Origin of the sequence: Pantoea phytobeneficialis (assembly GCF_009728735.1) — a bacterium.
GTDB classification, from domain to species: domain Bacteria; phylum Pseudomonadota; class Gammaproteobacteria; order Enterobacterales; family Enterobacteriaceae; genus Pantoea; species Pantoea phytobeneficialis.
Genome location: NZ_CP024636.1, coordinates 3,623,194 through 3,640,537 on the forward strand (window position 1 = coordinate 3,623,194; position 17,344 = coordinate 3,640,537).

Sequence of the window (17,344 nt, forward strand, 5' to 3'; positions counted from 1 at the left end):
TCTGTTTTGGGGATTGGTTGTCACCTGTCATGGCTACTATAGAGAAAATTTGCCCGGCAACACTTGCCGCTCAATATACGCGTAACCATGATGACGACTATTCAGGACGAAAATTTCCCTTATTTCATTATCGCGCCAGATTACCGCGACTCTTCTGCTGGCGTGCAGGTTATGCATCGCTTGTGCCATCTGTTAAATGAAAGTGGCAGACGCGCATGGATGGTGAATTGTAAGGTCAATCCAGAATGGAATACCCCGGCGGTGACCGGGAAAGAGTTGCGTGACTACCGTTTGCGCGGCGGCCTGTTTATTGCTGTTTATCCAGAAGTTGTCAGCGGGAATCCACATCAGGCTCCGGTCGTGGTGCGATATATGTTGAACCGTGAGTCGGCAATTAATGGCAATACATTACAAGACAAGGTGGGCGACCTCTTTTATTGGTATCGACCGGAGTTCGCTGCAAAGCACCACCACGCCAATATTCTCAATATTGAGTGTTATGACCTTGACCTGTTTTGTGATGAGCAGCGTAAACGTAATCGTGATGTGCTGTACCTGAATCGAGTTCCAGAATCTGCCGTTGACTTCGCGTCATTGCCTGCGGATATACAGATTCTCTCCATGCGTAATCCGTTATCGTTGCCACAACTCGCCGAAATACTCAAAACTACCCGTACGTTATACACCTATGAATCCTCGGGAACAGGATTGCTAGCCGTACTCTGTGGTTGTCCGGTGGTGGCGTTGACGGCCAGGGGCTATGAACAGCATGCGGTAACACCCGCAACGATCAATGATCTAAATGGATTAGGCTATTGTTGGGATGACAAACCTGGGACCCTGGAGAGGGTGCGCAGTAACATCGGAGAAATGCATGATGTGTTACTTGAGCGCCGTAAACAGACTGCGTCACAGCTTGACCATCTGGTGAGCTCTTCACAGCAGGCAGCCAGAGAATTTCAGCAAACGGTTTGGGAAGGACGCCTGGAAAATTGGTTGGTGAACCGAAGTTTGACACCTGCGCTGAAAAGCAAACTGCAATTTACGCAGATGCCTCGTTTGCTTATCACGATTTTTGATGATGCTGAACATCCCGATCGCTTGTCGTTAACGCTTGATACGCTGGCTGAACGTCCTGCTTACGTGGCTGTTGTCATTGTTTCATCGCGTCAGGATGCCGCAAGGCAAGGTGTTGAGGTTGTTGCACTGACGCATTGGCGAGGGTGGTTGGCACGGCAGGTTGCTGAGGATACTTTTGATTGGTTGCAGTGTATTCCTGCTGGTGGTTTTTATAGCGCTGAGTGCTGGCCGGGCCTGGCACATTTCCTTGCGAGTCAGACGCAAGTGCAGGCGGTGTATGCCGACGAGTTATGGCTTGATGCTAACGGTGAGCCGGTTCCACATCTCAAACCGCAATGGGATTGGGATCTGTTCAGTAACGCACCCGAAATCTATCTCAAACGCTGCCTGCTGGCGCGAAGTGCATTCGCTCAATGGCTGGATACAGCCCATTTAACGCAGGCACTGGACGTTAGCGTGCTGCAACAACTTTATCTCCATGCCGGTGTTATGGCTATTCGGCATTATCCCGACCTGATCTGTATTTTGCCGCAGCCGCAAGTGCACACCGAGGAGAGTGATGAGGCTGCTCAGGCGCTAAACGCGTTGACAATCCAACGAGGTTATCCGACGGCCTCCGTAGAGGTACAACCCGGTTTGCCGATGCGTGTTGTGTACCATCATCGAGCGCAACCCTTGGTTTCTTTAATACTGCTGGCGGGCAACAAACTGGCGGCTCTTGAACGTGCAATCACCAGTTTGCTGCAATATAACGCATGGGCAAATACCGAATTGCTGGTGATCAATCATCAACATAGTGATAGCACGATCAATACATGGCTGGAGGGACTTGCAAGCATTGATCCTGCGCGTATCCGGGTGATTAATCTTACTGTCGGCTGGCAGCCTGTAATATTACGCAATCGTGCTTCGCAACACGCCAAAGGCGAGTTTCTTTGCTTTATCGAACCTCACCTGATTTTCTTTAGTGATAACTGGCTTTCTGCGCTGATGAATCACGCTCAACGTCAGGAAGTGGCTGTGGTTGGTCCAAAACTGATCCATACGGAGCAGCATATCCTGTCGGCTGGCATCATTGGTGGTTATCGTGGCCTTGCCGGGCACATTGGTAAGGGCGAACGTTGGGATTCGATGATCGCCGCCGGTTTCCTGCAAAGTGACCGTTATTCTCGCCTGTTAGATGGGCAATGCCTGGTGGTTCGCCAAACATGCTGGCATGAGATGAAGGGACTGGACGAGAGTTATGGCGACATTGCTCTGGCGGAAATCGATTTTTTCCTCAAGGTCGCGCAAGCCGGTTACCTGTCCATCTGGACGCCCCACAGTGTGGTCGCAACTGATGCTGATGCGCGTGGATTTAATCCATCTTCTGTCGAGGCTTCGCATCTTCAGCAGCAATGGGGCAGAAGTCTATTCTGTGACCCTGGCTATCACCCCAGTCATTCTCTGTATGGCGAACCCTTCACGGTTGATGAAAGCGTCAAGCAAATGTGGCCAGCATTCACCCAGGCAAACATCCCACGCGTCGTTTGGGTACAGGGAGATAAAGGCATGCCCGCCAGCGCTTACCTGGGTGAGATACTGAGCGCGATGGCGCAGCAACAACAGATTGCGTTGCTCACATATGATGCCCTCGCGCCTTGGGTGTTGGTGCGCTTACAGCCAGACATGCTGATCATATCGGCGGAGGTAGGCGAACGCCAACTGGGGCATCTTAAGTCGATTACCACCATGACCGGTTGCCAGACGTATTGCTTACCTGAGGCTGGCATCAATCAGCAAGCAGTCCAGGGACTGTTGCATGCCGATTGGCTCGCTGGCTGGCTGGTACGCAACGAAGAATTAAAACTCTGGCTGCAAAAACGTAAGCAAACGGTCTATTCCCTGCCATCGTTGGTGGTCATGCCAAAACTTCAGTTAGGAGTCGCCCCACGCGGCACGAAACTGCGGGTGTTATGTGACACTCTGCAATTAAGTGATGCTGATAAGCGCTTCTTTGCCCCTGTCATCAACGAAACCGCGGGATTTATCGATTGGGTCATTCGTGGCGATGTTCCCGCCGGTTGGTTTGCCGGTGTGAGTGAAATACATCGAACGCACTCTGTGCTAGTGAACGCTGATGACATCATATCCCTGCAAGTCAATCTGGCGGTGCTGTTTCGTCTCAACAATGATGAAAACCGCTTCAAAGATAATTTGCCCCTGCTGCATTACCAGGCGGCTTCGCTTCCGGTGTTGTGCAGTGAGCATATCGCGTTGGCACACGGCGGGTCAGTAGCAGCGGTAAGGAATAAAGACAATGTTTGGATTACTCGCTTACGTGAATGGCATCAGAACGTTGAGTCGGCAGTTGTGTCGCCAGTAACCCGCGAAAACCAGTCAACGACAAACACGCTTGCGACCTTTTGGCAGCAGGCCGGTGTAGATCTCCATTAACCGTGACACATTACTTTGCCCGCAGGGGGCCACGATGAAAAAAATCGCGCCACATTACGACAACAAAAATATTCTGGTGACCAGCCCCTTACTGCCGCCACTGGAGGAGTTTATTCCTTACCTCGAAAATATCTGGCAGAGCAAATACCTGACCAACGGGGGCCCGTATCACCAGGCCCTGGAAGCTGCGCTGGCAGAATACCTGGGTGTGAAACATATCTGCTTGTTTTCTAATGGCACGCTGGCATTGATGACCGCGTTACAGGCGCTGCGTATTGATGGTGAGGTGATCACCACACCATACTCCTTTGTGGCAACCTCACATTCGTTGTTGTGGAACGGCATCAAGCCGGTGTTTGTCGATATTGATCCTCAAACCTGTAACCTCGACCCGGCCAAAATTGAGGCGGCAATTACGCCTAAAACCAGCGCCATCATGCCTGTGCATTGTTACGGCCTGCCGTGTGACACCGATGCGATTCAGCGCATTGCCGATACTTATGGCTTACGCGTGATTTATGACGCGGCACACGCTTTTGCCGTGAAACGTGAAGGGGTCAGCATCCTGAATCATGGTGATTTATCGGTGCTGAGTTTCCATGCCACGAAGGTGTTTAATACCTTCGAAGGCGGTGCGATTATTTGCCCGGATGAGAAGATTAAACGTCGCATTGATTATCTGAAGAACTTCGGTTTTGCTGATGAAACAACGGTCGTAGCGGCGGGCATCAATGGCAAAATGAGCGAATTCCAGGCGGCATTTGGTATGTTGCAGCTAAAGCATGTGGATGCCGCGTTTGGTGTGCGTCAACGAATTTATCAACGCTATGCTGAGGCGTTAGCCGTGGTGCCAGGGGTATCGTTGTTGCAGGCGGATGCGCAAACCGAATGGAATTACGCCTACTGCCCGCTGTTTATCCACCCGGAACACTTTCCGCTGACGCGCGACCAGCTTTATCAACAGATGAAGGACGCAGGGATTTACGCCCGTCGCTACTTCTATCCACTGATTTCGCAGTTCCCGATGTATAAAGGTTATGAGTCGTCTCATCCTGACAATCTGCCGGTTGCCAGTGCCACTTCCCAGCAGGTGCTGTGCCTGCCGATCCATCCCACGCTGACTGAGACAGAGCAAGTGCGCATTATTGATATTGTGTTGGCAGCCAGTCAGACCGCGGCGGCCTGAGAACGGCTCCCCCCGAAAGGGGGGAGCAAAGTGTTAGCGCATTAACCGGTCGCAGTGGCGGGATGGGAAAGCAAGTCCAGCAGCGTTACTGGCTGGTGTAACGTGGCACTGCGTTGGGCTTTTTCGAGAAAATTCAGCCCGCTCAGTGCCGTATCAATACCCTGACTGTAGTCGTTGTGTTCGCCACGTAAACTCTGGGCGATATCCGCATAGTAGTTAGCAAAGGCTTCGATAAATCCAGCCGGATGACCTGCCTTGAAGCGGCAGTAGCGTGGCAGGTTAGCGATGCGGTTGGCATTATCGGTACGGTCAATCAAAGTGACCTGGCCGTGCACATTGCTGAGTTTCAGGGTTTCCGGTTCCACCTGTAACCACTCCGCGCTACCTTTATCGCCCATTACCCGGATACGTAAGCCATTGCGGTAACCCAGCGCCGCCTTGCCGTACCAATACTGGCATACCAGACCATCTTCATAGCGGGAAACAGCATGGACGGTGTCGATAATGTTGGGTAACGTCGTGAAGTGGCTATTGATCGCATAGACATCGGTCGCCCGACGTTGCGCAATAAAATCCACTAACTGATGCACATGAACACCGAGATCGAGCGATACCGTGGGGATCACTCCGTCGGACTGACGCCAGCTTTGTGGCCGTGCTACATCCCCGGCCATATTGCGACGGCTAAAGCCCTCCTGCGGCATCTCTACCAGGATCTGCTGGATATTCCCCAGCTCGCCATCGGCAATGCGCTGGCGCAGCTCGCGCACCATTGGGTAACCGCTGTAGTTATAGGTAACAAACAGACGACCACCAGTACGTTGCAGGGTGTGGCTGACCACCAGCGCGCTGGCGACTGACTCCACCAATGCCTTTTCACATATCACCGCGACACCATATTCAAGGCAGCGCACGATGACGTCGAGATGATGCGGCGTAGGCAGTAAAATCACCACCGCATCCAGTTGTGAATGTTCTGCTGCCAGCAGCGCTTCATAATGGTCGTACAGACGATCGGTGGCGATGCCCCAGATCTGCGCTGTTTGTTGATTTATCTGTGCATCGCGGCTGAAACAGCCAGCGACCAGATGAAATTCACCATCCATCTGGGCGGCAATTTTGTGAGTCTGGCCGATGGCGGAATTGATGCCGCCACCAAGGAAGGCAATCCTGAGTGGTTGGGTCATGACTTTCTCTCCTGTTGCATCGGGGGATTAAGATACTGGTTCAGATGCGGCGTCAGTTGCGCCAGCCTGGTCAGGCTGTCGCACTCGGCAAACACCAGTCCTGCGCGGTCGCGCGGCGCGGCTTCCAGTGCATCGCCCGGTAACTTGAGGGGGATGACATCGAGTATTTTTGCCGGTAATGCGGCAAAGTGAAAACCCGCGAAACGGGTTGCTTCGGCGACGGAGACGGTATGACGGGCGATAAAACGCTGGCGTACCGGGCGGCGTTGGTCAAAGTGGTCATCAATATTGATAAAGGGGGCGACAAAATGGCTGCTGTAAGGCACACCGGTCGACAGGCTGATCAGGCGGCTGTAGAGATCACCTGGACAACGTCGTGTCAGTTCAATCAACCAAAAATCGTTGCCGTCGGTCATAAACTGGGTGTGTAGCAGGCCATCACACAGATTGAGCTGTGACGTCAACGTCGCCAGACAATCGCTGACGCGATCCTGTAATGTGCGGCTCAGTTGCGTGGTGAGAGAACTGCTGTTGACTTGCCACGGATAAACGGTGCAAAACTCATCGACATAAAATTCGCAGACGATTTCACCTTTACGAATAAAGGCGGAGTGACTGTGCAGCGTGCCATTAATAAACTGCTCAATCAACGCTTCACCGCTACGTGAAGCCTGTTGAGCAGCGAGGAAAGCAGCAGCTAACTGTTCGCGTTCAGAGATATGGGTAATCCCTAACCCGCTGTAGGCGTCAACTGGCTTAACGATCAGCGGTAAAGACAATCCATTGCTTTCGCTTAACTGCTGTACCGCTGCTGGCACCGGGAAATGGTTAGCCTGTGCCCATTGGCGAAACTGGTCCTTCTGGAACAACGTATCGGCAACATCCGGAGTGTCGAATCCGGAAAAACCAAGTTGTTCTGCGACGCGTGAACCGGTGAGATACGAGACATCCGTGACGCCGGGCAGCAGGGCCGAGATGCCCCATTCGCGACACAGGTCAATGACTTGCTGCACATCACCATAGTTAACAGGACTGCTGTCATCTGCAAAACGATGGCCAGGGTCTTGGGTTTTGCTGCCGCACACCGCCGTGCGGTAACCGTGCTGGCGTAATACATCCAGAAAGGGCAGTGAGGCGAATCCCGCATCAAGCAGCAGCGCCCGGGAGGGTGAAGACATGGCGTCCAACCTTAGCCTGAGTAAATTTAACCGCCTTATTTTATTCAGGCTTGGGTCAGTGCAATGGCAGAAACAGACAGGGTTTTTGGCTCAATTTGCCTTTTTCAACACGTTTGCTGCCAGCAGTTGAGGGACCACCTCGCTTAAACGGGCGCGCCAATCCGAAGAAGGGAAACCTAACTCGGCCAGGCGTAAGCTGCACAGGACTGAATTCCGTGGGCGCTTTGCCGGTGATGGCCACTGTTCACTACTAATGGGGGTGAGTTGCATGCTGGCGTAGGCCGGACAGATAGCCGTTGCTGCCTGGAAAATCGCCTGCGCAAAGCCAAACCAACTGATGGTTTCATTGCCGGCAAAATGCAAAACTCCTTTAACCTGCGGTTTCTGCGCCAAAAAGATGAGAAAATCGGCTAAATCACCGGCGTAGGTGGGATTACCAATCTGATCTTCGATAACACTGAGTTGCCGACGCTGCAATCCGATGTCGAGCATGGTACGTACAAAGTTTTGACCATATTCACTAAACACCCAGGATGAACGCACAATTAAGGCATCAGGTAAGGTGTTAATCAGCCGCACCTCCCCGGCAAATTTACTTAAGCCGTAAACATTGATCGGGGAGGGCGTGTCACCTTCCACCCAAGGCGTCGATTTATTGCCATCAAAAACATAGTCCGTAGACACATGAATTAGACGAGCGCCCGTTTGATTCGCCGCTTCAGCCAGCAAAGCCGGACCTTCTGCATTGACCGCTATTGCATGTTCGGGTTCGCTTTCCGCCTTGTCCACTGCGGTGTAAGCAGCAGCATTAATGACAACATCCGGGCGCAGATTCAGGAACCTGTGTTTTACGGATGGATAGTGCGTAATATTCAGTTCACCAGACGTGAAAGGATGAATATCCCATTCTGTCGGTAAGCGATCAATCAGGGTGCGCCCGAGTTGGCCGCCCGCGCCTGTCAGCAGGATACGCATGGGGTCAACTCCACCACATCGGACGGCCGTAACACCACGGCGTGCACACAGGATGTAATCGGGAGCTTGTGCCCGCCAACACCATTCCTTTCATAATTTGCTCTCATCTTGGTCCATTCACTGCGCGTGAAGAGTCATGACAGCAGCATACGAGTGAGTCAGGGTAATTAATGGCGCAAATAAACACTAAAAAAGCCGGTAATGCAGGGGATAAGGGGCAGAAAAATGACCTTTGTATGGATACCATAAAAAAGTAACCAACCTGTTACAGAACCCTGCAAATCTGCCGATAACTCCCTTCAGAATCACACGAATTTTTGCCGTACTTTTTCCATTTTCTGGGGTGTCTATGCGCTTCAATTATGACTTGTTACCCGGTGAGCTACTGACTTTCGAAGAGATCGCGTTGCGCTACATGCAGCAAAATCCTGATGATAAAGAGCTTACCGCCCGTGGGTTGCTGAGCCCGTCAACCAGCTATCGCAATTTGGTGATACGCGCGGTGTTCGCTCAGCAGGAGATTAATAGCCCGATTGAGGATCTGCTGTTTGTCTCGGACGACAACGAACGCAAAAACTATCTGCGTCGCTTTGAGCATTACCTGAAGAACCAGCAGGCTTTCCTCTATTTCCGCCGCACTGACGAAATAAAGAAAGAAAATCGCTGGAAGGTCGTCGGGGAAACCCGCGTCTACGCGATGCTCGATCCCCATTCGGCAGAGGCGCAGAACCTGCTGGCAAGCCGTGGCTTTAAGCTGGTGCTGATGCGCCAGAATGAAGACGACGAATATTGGCAGTTGTTCGACCCGCAGGCTCATCCCTGTTTTCCATTATCGCGCAAGGTGCAATTCCTGGTGGTGCTGAGTACACCGCAACATAAAGTCCCGATTGCGGTGATGCCCGGTACTGAAGTCGGCAGGCGGGTTAAAGCGCGAGTATTCCAGCGTGCCAGTCAGGCCGAGTTTAGCGCGGCGGTTAAAGCGCGCTACGGCGCTTGCGTGATCACTGGCACGCGATTGACTGAACGACACAGCTGGCCGTGGGTCGAAGCCTGTCATATCGATACTCAGGAAAATGAAGAAGGATTTCTCGCCGATAATAGCGTGGATAACGGTTTGTTCCTGCGCAGTGACTTACAGCGGCTATTTATTAACCGCATGTTAAGCATCGATGCGGAAACCGGTCAGGTGGTGTTCAACGCGCAACTTGAAAGCGATGGCAACATTAGCCCTTTCTATCAGTCGCTTGAGGGGAAAACCTGCGTGTTATGGGACAACGTACCGCCCGGCACGCGCCAGCGCCTGCGTAATCTGCGTTAGGGAAGTCTTGGGTGGCGGCCTGCTGTGCCGCCATCAATTACAAATTGAAATAACCGCGCTTTGCCCGCCTATTCCTCCAATCAAAACGCCCTACAGAATTAGATAATCATGCCGATAACTTTATTAACGCAGGGTAGTCAACGTGAACGATCTCTATACCGCCGATGGCGTGATGGATAAACATTCGCTCTGGCAGCGCTACGTTCCTCTGGTGCGGCACGAAGCGCTTCGCCTACAGGTACGGTTGCCCGCCAGCGTTGAGCTTGACGATCTGTTGCAGGCCGGTGGCATTGGCTTACTGAATGCCGTGGAACGCTACGACGCGTTACAGGGCACCGCCTTTACCACCTACGCCGTGCAGCGTATCCGGGGAGCAATGCTGGATGAATTGCGCAGTCGCGACTGGGCACCTCGTAGCGTACGCCGTAATGCGCGCGAAGTGGCTGGCGCCATGCATCAGGTAGAGCAAGCGATGGGGCGCGCGGCTACCGAGCAGGAAGTGGCTGATCAATTGAATGTTTCGCTGGAGGAGTATCGGCAGATTCTGCTCGATACCAACAACAGCCAACTCTTCTCCTACGACGAGTATCGGGAAGAACACGGTGACAGCGCAGAGCTGGTGACGGAAGGGCATGAAGAAGCCAACCCGCTTCATCAACTGATGGAAGGGAATCTGCGTGAGCGCGTAATTGAAGCGATCGAGGCATTGCCCGAGCGTGAAAAATTAGTGCTGACACTGTACTACCAGGAAGAACTGAACCTGAAGGAGATTGGCGCGGTGCTGGAAGTGGGCGAATCCCGCGTCAGCCAACTGCACAGTCAGGCGATCAAACGCCTGCGTGCCCGTTTAACGGGAGCGCGCTGACAGAATCAGTTCCTGGGGATCCAAAAAAAAATAAAACCGGGGACTCAGCAATGGGAGCCAAATCCAAAGCCAGACCTTTAAGTCGCTACCTTAAAGACTACAAGCACAGCCAAAGCAATTGTTCACATTGTGGCAAGGTTCTTGACCGTATGGCGTTAGTGTTCCGCGGCCAGATCATCAATAAAGAGGCCATTGCTCGCATGGACCAAATGATTGACGATCAGGTGTGGATGAAACTCCAGCCGGAATTGACTGCGTTGTGCCGTTTTTGCAGCGATATTTTTTGTAATACTCATCCGAATTACTTCGATATCATGGCGTTCAAGCAATACCTCTTTGAACAGACTGAGATGAGTCACAGCACCATCCGCGAATACGTGGTGCGTTTACGTCGACTCGATGACATGCTCAAGGCGAAAAATTTCCCGGCAGAACGTTTGCGGGGCAACAGCTGGCATGAGTGTCTGGAGAACGATTTACCTGATGCCGGTAATAATAATTACCGCATCGCTTTGCGTAAATATGACCAGTTTTTAGGCTGGCAGCGCAGCTAACTGTGATCCTCCCCCTGTTGTTGTCGAAGACGCCAGCAACAGGGGCTGCACCCGGTGAATTCCGGGTGCGACTTTTCTCATCTTCTGCAACACTGTAAGAATAATTGCAATTTGCCCGAATGGAGGCTGCATTGTCCTTACATCTTTTGCACCAATTCCCTCGTCTTGAGCTGCTGGGTGCTCCCACGCCGCTAGAGCATTTGCCCCGTCTTTCTGACTATCTTGGGCGTGATATTTTCATTAAACGTGATGATTTCACCCCGGTGGCGCTCGGTGGTAACAAGCTACGCAAACTCGAATTCCTCGCGGCCGATGCGCTGCGCGAAGGCGCGGATGTGCTGCTGACGGCGGGTGCAATACAATCTAACCACGTACGTCAGACAGCGGCAGTGGCGGCACGTCTTGGTCTGAAGTGCGTGGCGTTGCTGGAAAACCCGATTGGCACCACGGCACAAAACTACCTGAGTAACGGCAACCGACTGCTGTTGGACCTGATGGACGTCGAGGTGGTGATGGTCGATGCGTTGCATAATCCGACGGCACAGTTGGCGGAGCAGGCTGAACGTCTCGAAGCACAGGGTTTTCGTCCTTATGTGGTGCCGGTGGGCGGTTCCAATGCACTGGGTGCACTCGGTTATGTGGAATGTGCCCAGGAAATTGCGCATCAAAGCGAAGGCGTGGTGGATTTTGCCGCCGTGGTGGTGGCATCCGGCAGTGCCGGTACCCATGCTGGCCTGGCGGTTGGTCTGGAGCAACTGCTGCCGGACAGCGAGCTGGTGGGTGTGACGGTGTCGCGCAAAGTGGCAGATCAACTGCCCGTGGTTGAGCGCATCCGCACGGCACTGGCGCAGCAGCTGGAGGTTGCAGCGCGCGCGCCCATTACGCTGTGGGATGAATATTATGCTCCGCGCTACGGCGAACCGAACGAAGAGGGGATGGAGGCGGTGAAGCTGCTGGCGCGGCTGGAAGGCATCATGCTTGACCCGGTGTATACCGGAAAAGCGATGGCCGGTTTGATTGACGGCATCAGCCAGAACCGTTTCCGTCGTGAAGGCCCGTTGTTATTTGTCCATACCGGCGGATCACCCGCGTTATTTGCTTATCATCCTTCGGTCTGAGACGCAGGTAAAAAAAGGTTTATAATCCGGCTGTTATTTGCCTGACCCGGTGAAATAACGCACACAACACACACAACTCACAAATAATAAATGGGGTATTTATGGCTTTCTCACAGGTTCGTCGCCAACTGGTGATGGGAGTGATGGCGGTGGCGCTGGTCGCCGGTTTCAATGTGAAAACCTTCGCGGCAGAAAATCTGCTGAATAAAGTGAAAGAACGCGGCACGCTGCTGGTGGGGCTGGAAGGAACCTATCCGCCGTTCAGCTTCCAGGATGAAAACGGCAAACTGACCGGTTTCGAAGTGGAATTCGCCCAGCAACTGGCGCAGCATCTTGGCGTGAAAGCCAGCCTGAAACCAACCAAATGGGACGGTATGCTGGCCGCGCTGGATTCAAAACGTATCGATGTGGTCATCAACCAGGTCACCATTTCGGATGAGCGTAAAAAGAAATATGACTTCTCCACGCCGTACACCATTTCCGGTGTGCAGGCGCTGACGCTGAAGAAAAACGCGGGCAGCATTACTAAGCCGGACGATCTCTCCGGTAAGAAAGTCGGTGTGGGTCTCGGCTCCAACTATGAACAGTGGCTGCGTGATAACGTGAAGGGCGTGGATATCCGCACCTATGATGATGACCCAACCAAATATCAGGACCTGCGTTCAGGCCGCCTTGATGCCATCCTGGTGGATCGTCTGGCCGCGCTGGATCTGGTGAAGAAAACTGGCGATACCATGGCAGTGGCAGGCCCGGCCTTCTCGCGTCTGGAATCTGGCGTGGCACTGCGTAAAGGTAATGATGATCTGCTGAAAGCGATTGATGCGGCGATTGCTGATATGCAGAAAGATGGCTCCCTGAGCAAACTTTCCGAGAAATGGTTCGGCGCGGACGTTACTAAATAATGCAGGAAAGCCTACAACTGGTGCTGGATTCAGCACCATTTTTACTCAAAGGCGCGGTGTTCACACTGCAACTGAGTATCGGCGGCATGTTCTTCGGGCTGATACTTGGCTTTGTGCTGGCATTGATGCGCCTGTCGCACTTCTGGCCGATTAACTGGCTGGCGCGATGTTATGTGTCGATCTTTCGTGGCACGCCGCTTATCGCCCAGCTGTTTATGATCTACTACGGCCTGCCGCAGTTTGGTATCGAGTTGGATCCCATTCCTTCCGCCATGATTGGTCTGTCGTTAAACACCGCCGCTTACGCCTCGGAATCGCTACGTGGCGCGATTGCTGCGATTGAGCGTGGTCAGTGGGAAGCGGCGGCCAGTATCGGTATGACGCCGTGGCAAACGCTGCGTCGCGTGATCCTGCCGCAAGCGGCACGTACCGCGCTACCGCCATTGGGCAACAGCTTTATCAGCCTGGTGAAAGATACCTCGCTGGCGGCCACGATTCAGGTGCCGGAGTTGTTCCGTCAGGCGCAGTTGATCACCTCGCGTACCCTGGAGGTGTTTACCATGTACCTGGCGGCGTCGGTGATTTATTGGGTGATGGCGACGGTACTCTCCGCCTTGCAGAATCGACTGGAAGCGCATGTTAATCGTCAGGATCGGGAGGTGAAATGAGTGCCATTGAAGTACGTCAGCTGGTGAAACAGTTTCACGGCCAGACGGTGCTGCACGGTATCGATCTGGACGTGGCTTCTGGCGAAGTGGTTGCGATTATCGGGCCGAGCGGTTCGGGTAAAACTACCTTATTGCGCAGCATCAACCTGCTGGAAGTGCCGGATAGTGGCACCATCCGGGTGGGCGAGATTGCCGTCGATGCTGCTCTCGGCATCAACAAACAGAAGGAACTGGTGCGCCGTCTGCGTCAGCAGGTGGGATTCGTGTTCCAGAATTTCAATCTGTTCCCCCATCGTTCGGTACTGGAAAACATTATCGAAGGGCCGGTGATCGTCAAAGGTGAACCGAAAGCGGAGGCCATTGCGCGTGCACGTTCATTGCTGGAGAAAGTGGGGCTGCACGGTAAGGAAGAGAGCTTCCCGCGACGCTTGTCCGGTGGACAGCAGCAGCGTGTGGCGATAGCGCGCGCACTGGCAATGCGCCCACAGGTGATTCTGTTCGACGAACCCACCTCAGCGCTTGATCCTGAGCTGGTGGGGGAGGTACTGAATACCATCCGTGCGCTGGCGGAAGAGAAGCGTACGATGGTGATTGTCACCCATGAGATGAGCTTTGCCCGCGACGTTGCTGACCGTGCCATCTTTATGGATCAGGGCCGTATCGTTGAGCAGGGGGTGGCGAAGGCGCTGTTCAGCAATCCGCAACATGCCCGTACCCGACAGTTCCTCGATAAATTCCTTAATCAATAATCTTAAGCGCCGTGGATGATTCACGGCGTTTTCCTCATTTTTCCACATCAGTTTCTTCCGAAAAAAATCAGCCTGATTTTCTCATTGTACTGATTTTTAAGTATTTATTTTACGTTCATTTACTCTGCTGGGTTCTTGCGGTCTTTTTAAGAGTGGTACTGATTGTGATGAATTAATAAATAAAAATAATTATTTACAAATTCATGACACAATCAGGACTTAACAATGACGTCTGCCAGGCAAGAGATACTCTGGATCAATACGCTAAAAGGCGGCTGTATTTTGCTGGTGGTTCTGCACCACGCTATCATCACCACTTTTGCCCCATCGTTGCAGTATCTGACCGCCGGGATCATCCCTGCTGAAGGCTGGGTGACCTTTAATAAATACCTCTCCCCGTTACGTATGCCCGCTTTCTTCTTCGTCTCTGGCCTGCTGGCGGCGAGCGCCATCAGTAAAAAAAGCTGGCAGGAAGTGTTTACGAAGAAATTCAGCAACATACTGTATCTTTATTTGCTGTGGGGCGTGATTCAGTGGCTGTGCATCCACTACATTTCAACGCATATGATGGGTGACCGCTTATCGACGGCGAAAAACGCCGCCTACGCGGATTCTCCACTTCAGTTCATCAAGTTGCTGCTGCTGTCGATGACCAGCCTTTGGTATCTTTATGCGCTGGCAGGCTTTTTCCTGTTCACCAAGCTGTTTCACCGCCAGAAGGTGGCGCTGGTGCTGCTGGCAATTGTGGCTAACTATGCTGCTCAGCTCAGTCTGATCCCCGGTTGGGGCCCCGCCAGCGTGGCTCAGAACTATCTTTACTTTCTGCTTGGCGTTTTCTTTAGCGAGAGATTGATCGTCATCAGCCACCTTGAGCGGCAACACTGGCTGCTCCTGGCCGGTATCGCGTTAATCGGTGTGGCGCATCATGTCGGCGGTAGTTACAAGAATCCCTTCTATAGCCTGCTGACCATCGTGTTTGGCATTGTGCTGTGCCGCTTCCTCAATCAACGTTGCAATATGGCGTGGCTTAACTGGATTGGCCGGAACACGCTACAGATTTATGTGCTGCACCGCATCTTTATTGAACTGCTGGGATTAAGTGCGCTAACGCTCGCTTTGCACTATGGCTGGTTTGGTAACACCACCTTTAGCTGGGCATGGGCATTACTGATGCCGTTGGCAGGGGTAGCCGTCTGTACTTCGCTGTCATTAGTGGTCTGGACGCTATTAAATCATGGTCCGGGGCGGATGCTGTTTCTCTACCCACGTTTACTGCGTAAGCAAGCCACTGAAGCAAAATCATCGCCGTTATCCTGATGAAATACAGGCCAGTGAAAACTGGCCATTTCGCCATTTACAAGCAGCACAGGCAGAATTTTTTTTCTTAACTCTCTGCCACATGCTGTTTATTTTTACTTTTATTTGATTATCGTGTGGATTGAAAGCAGGTGAGTAAATCTTAATTATTGACCGCGTTTATTTGCGATTGATGTGTATCAATATTCACTTTAACGTTTAAATAAATGGAGAAAATTATTAGCCTGCTTAGTTATGCTGGTCGGTGTTATGACGTAACGCATTGTTATATAGGGCCAGTAAAAATTTTTTAAGACTTTCGCTACAGTCAGATTGCCTCGCCTGTTTGATAATCCCTCTCACTATTAAAAATGTCATACCTCATTTCTCGGCGTCAAATTTCGCGTTCAAGACTGACACAGCGGGAGTTAATCATATGAATAACACCAGGACCGATGAGATATTATGGGTGAACACCCTTAAAGGCACCTGCATTTTGTTAGTGGTGCTCTACCATACGGTTTTACCCGGATTCGAAAATACCGTGCATTATCTGTCGGCAGGCTGGCTGCCAGCGGAAATTTGGGTGAAGTTTAATACGATTCTGTCGCCACTGCGTATGCCTGCCTTCTTCTTTGTGTCGGGACTGCTGGCGGCGAATGGCATCATGAATCGCCCGTGGAAGCAGGTTTTCACCAGCCGCATTACCAATCTGTTCTATCTCTATATTTTATGGGGATTTATTCAGTGGTGGTCCATCGATGGCATTTCATCGGAAATCACCGGGCAACGTATTTCTGACAATACCAATGCGGCCTATGCCGGATCGCTGTTGGAGTTTCTGAAGCTCACCTTTATGGCGATGAGCACGTCATGGTATCTCTACGGTCTGGGCATTTATTTCCTGTTAGCCAAGATCTTTCGCGAGCAGAGAATGGCGTTGCTGGCGGTGGCGGTGGTGTTGAATTATCTGGCGGTAGTGAAAATTATCCCGTACTGGGGACCGCAGAGTCTGGCGCAATATCTTCTGTTTTTCCTGCTGGGGGCGTTCTGGAGTCCACTGATGCTGCGGCTCAGTAGCTGGAAGCGGGAAAATATGGTCCCCTGGGCACTGCTGGCCGCCTTTGCGGGGGTAAACATTATCTTTGGTGTCGGCAGGAACCTGTTTCTGTGCATCATCGCGGTGCTGTTAAGCGTGGCGATTTGCCGCTGGCTGAATGCGCATTTCCGCATGACCTATCTGAACTGGATTGGCCGCAATACCCTGCAAATTTATGTTATTCATCGCATATTTATTGAATATTTTGGCATGTCAGCCATTTTATTTGCGCAGCGCCATCATCTGTACGAGCAGGCGTGGTTCTCGATACTTTGGGCGTGCTTGTATCCGATTGCCATCGTAGCCATCTGTTCGTTGTGTTCGGTGTTGGTGTGGTCACTGACCAATCGCGGGTTGGGGCAGTCGCTGTTTGTGTTCCCGACATTAATTGGTATGAAGCGAAGAAAGACAGCCGCATAACGAAAAGCAAGCACATTCCGTAGCTACCGTCTTGAACGTCAAGCGGTAGCTGCGTAATTTTCATCCCACTTCATCCGCGTTTTCAGCACCCCGAAGCACTGATGAACCAGCTTGCGCATCACCGCTCCAAGCGCGGCCTTGCTGGCTTTGCCCTTCGCGATTAGCCTCTGGTACAGCGCCTTCGCCGGGGCATTCCACCTGATCGCTACGATCGCCGCCATATACAGTTTCGCCCTTACGTCTGCCGGGCCTGTTTTTGACATCCGCGCACGCCCCCTGACTGAGCTCCCGGACGTTTTTTCCACCGGTACCA

General features: G+C 52.3%; 15 protein-coding genes. 11 read left to right on the plus strand and 4 right to left on the minus strand.

The annotated features are described in order from the left end of the window. Window positions 1–87 precede the first annotated feature (87 nt). Both CTZ24_RS16720 and CTZ24_RS16725 read left to right on the plus strand, forming a co-directional pair. A complete protein-coding gene (locus CTZ24_RS16720; protein WP_208724120.1) occupies window positions 88–3,516 on the plus strand; it encodes a glycosyltransferase family 2 protein in 3,429 nt (1,142 codons plus the stop codon). Window positions 3,517–3,550: 34 nt separating this feature from the next. Next, window positions 3,551–4,702 carry a DegT/DnrJ/EryC1/StrS family aminotransferase gene (locus CTZ24_RS16725; RefSeq protein ID WP_208724121.1) on the plus strand — a complete coding sequence of 384 codons (1,152 nt, stop codon included), beginning with the start codon at window positions 3,551–3,553 and terminating at the stop codon, window positions 4,700–4,702. A 41-nt stretch (window positions 4,703–4,743) separates the two neighbouring features. On the opposite strand, the gene CTZ24_RS16730 is transcribed toward CTZ24_RS16725, so the two are convergent. From CTZ24_RS16730 to rfbD, 3 genes are all read right to left on the minus strand, one after another. After that, window positions 4,744–5,889: a Gfo/Idh/MocA family protein gene (locus CTZ24_RS16730; protein WP_208724122.1), complete on the minus strand. Its 1,146-nt coding sequence runs from the start codon at window positions 5,887–5,889 to the stop codon at window positions 4,744–4,746. Beyond that, on the minus strand, window positions 5,886–7,067 hold the full coding sequence (locus CTZ24_RS16735; protein WP_208724123.1) for an ATP-grasp domain-containing protein: 1,182 nt from the start codon (window positions 7,065–7,067) through the stop codon (window positions 5,886–5,888). The genes CTZ24_RS16730 and CTZ24_RS16735 overlap by 4 nt, the downstream gene beginning before the upstream one ends. A gap of 90 nt (window positions 7,068–7,157) precedes the next feature. Further along, window positions 7,158–8,042 carry a dTDP-4-dehydrorhamnose reductase gene (rfbD, locus tag CTZ24_RS16740; RefSeq protein WP_208724124.1) on the minus strand — a complete coding sequence of 295 codons (885 nt, stop codon included), beginning with the start codon at window positions 8,040–8,042 and terminating at the stop codon, window positions 7,158–7,160. A gap of 349 nt (window positions 8,043–8,391) precedes the next feature. Between rfbD and CTZ24_RS16745 the strand changes: the two genes are divergently transcribed. From CTZ24_RS16745 to CTZ24_RS16785, 9 genes are all read left to right on the plus strand, one after another. Next, window positions 8,392–9,360: an HNH endonuclease signature motif containing protein gene (locus CTZ24_RS16745; RefSeq protein ID WP_208724125.1), complete on the plus strand. Its 969-nt coding sequence runs from the start codon at window positions 8,392–8,394 to the stop codon at window positions 9,358–9,360. Window positions 9,361–9,502: 142 nt separating this feature from the next. Then, a complete protein-coding gene (locus CTZ24_RS16750) occupies window positions 9,503–10,225 on the plus strand; it encodes an RNA polymerase sigma factor FliA (RefSeq protein ID WP_013509526.1) in 723 nt (240 codons plus the stop codon). Between the two features lie 50 nt (window positions 10,226–10,275). Then, window positions 10,276–10,779 carry a flagella biosynthesis regulatory protein FliZ gene (gene fliZ / locus CTZ24_RS16755; protein WP_013509525.1) on the plus strand — a complete coding sequence of 168 codons (504 nt, stop codon included), beginning with the start codon at window positions 10,276–10,278 and terminating at the stop codon, window positions 10,777–10,779. A gap of 131 nt (window positions 10,780–10,910) precedes the next feature. Continuing rightward, window positions 10,911–11,897, plus strand: coding sequence for a D-cysteine desulfhydrase (locus tag CTZ24_RS16760; protein ID WP_021182893.1), 987 nt, complete (start codon window positions 10,911–10,913; stop codon window positions 11,895–11,897). Window positions 11,898–11,998: 101 nt separating this feature from the next. Then, window positions 11,999–12,799 (plus strand): cystine ABC transporter substrate-binding protein, encoded by an 801-nt coding sequence (tcyJ, locus tag CTZ24_RS16765; protein WP_021182894.1) that lies wholly within the window; start codon window positions 11,999–12,001, stop codon window positions 12,797–12,799. Further along, entirely contained in the window at window positions 12,799–13,467 is a 669-nt protein-coding gene (tcyL, locus tag CTZ24_RS16770) for a cystine ABC transporter permease (protein ID WP_208724126.1), read from the plus strand. Before tcyJ ends, tcyL begins: the two co-directional genes overlap by 1 nt. After that, entirely contained in the window at window positions 13,464–14,216 is a 753-nt protein-coding gene (tcyN, locus tag CTZ24_RS16775) for an L-cystine ABC transporter ATP-binding protein TcyN (protein WP_021182896.1), read from the plus strand. The genes tcyL and tcyN overlap by 4 nt, the downstream gene beginning before the upstream one ends. A 225-nt stretch (window positions 14,217–14,441) precedes the next feature. Further along, a complete protein-coding gene (locus CTZ24_RS16780; protein ID WP_208724127.1) occupies window positions 14,442–15,533 on the plus strand; it encodes an acyltransferase family protein in 1,092 nt (363 codons plus the stop codon). Window positions 15,534–15,948: 415 nt separating this feature from the next. Continuing rightward, the gene (locus CTZ24_RS16785; RefSeq protein WP_021182899.1) at window positions 15,949–17,031 is read left to right on the plus strand and encodes an acyltransferase family protein; all 1,083 of its coding nucleotides are present in this window, start codon (window positions 15,949–15,951) and stop codon (window positions 17,029–17,031) included. A 38-nt stretch (window positions 17,032–17,069) separates the two neighbouring features. On the opposite strand, the gene CTZ24_RS16790 is transcribed toward CTZ24_RS16785, so the two are convergent. After that, window positions 17,070–17,344: transposase (locus CTZ24_RS16790; protein WP_208724128.1), on the minus strand; the 275-nt coding region annotated here is incomplete at its 5' end.